The organism is Gilvimarinus sp. 1_MG-2023, assembly GCF_030548285.1.
Genome location: NZ_JAUOSC010001893.1, coordinates 1 through 230 on the forward strand (window position 1 = coordinate 1; position 230 = coordinate 230).

Consider the following 230-nt stretch of genomic DNA (forward strand, 5'->3'; position numbering starts at 1 on the left):
ACTAGTAGTTGCTAGAGACAAAAGCGCGCAATAATAGGGATAAAACCAAATACTGTCAAAGGGAAATCGCACAAAATTCTAAAATTAAACCCGGTTTTTGCCACATTCCAGTGCCATTGCTCAGTGACAAAGGCAAAACACAGAACAAAAGCATGAATTGTTACAATAACCGGCCCTGCTACAGAGTCTACTAAACCACTGCGCTCCATTATACTCGCCTCCAGCTCCCC

Annotated in this window: 1 protein-coding gene; it reads right to left on the reverse strand. The window is 43.0% G+C overall.

What is annotated here, in order from left to right; translation table 11 throughout:
- Positions 1 to 11: 11 nt before the first annotated feature.
- Positions 12 to 230 (reverse strand): hypothetical protein (locus Q4563_RS23275; protein WP_303606235.1); only part of this gene is annotated, 219 nt, incomplete at its 5' end.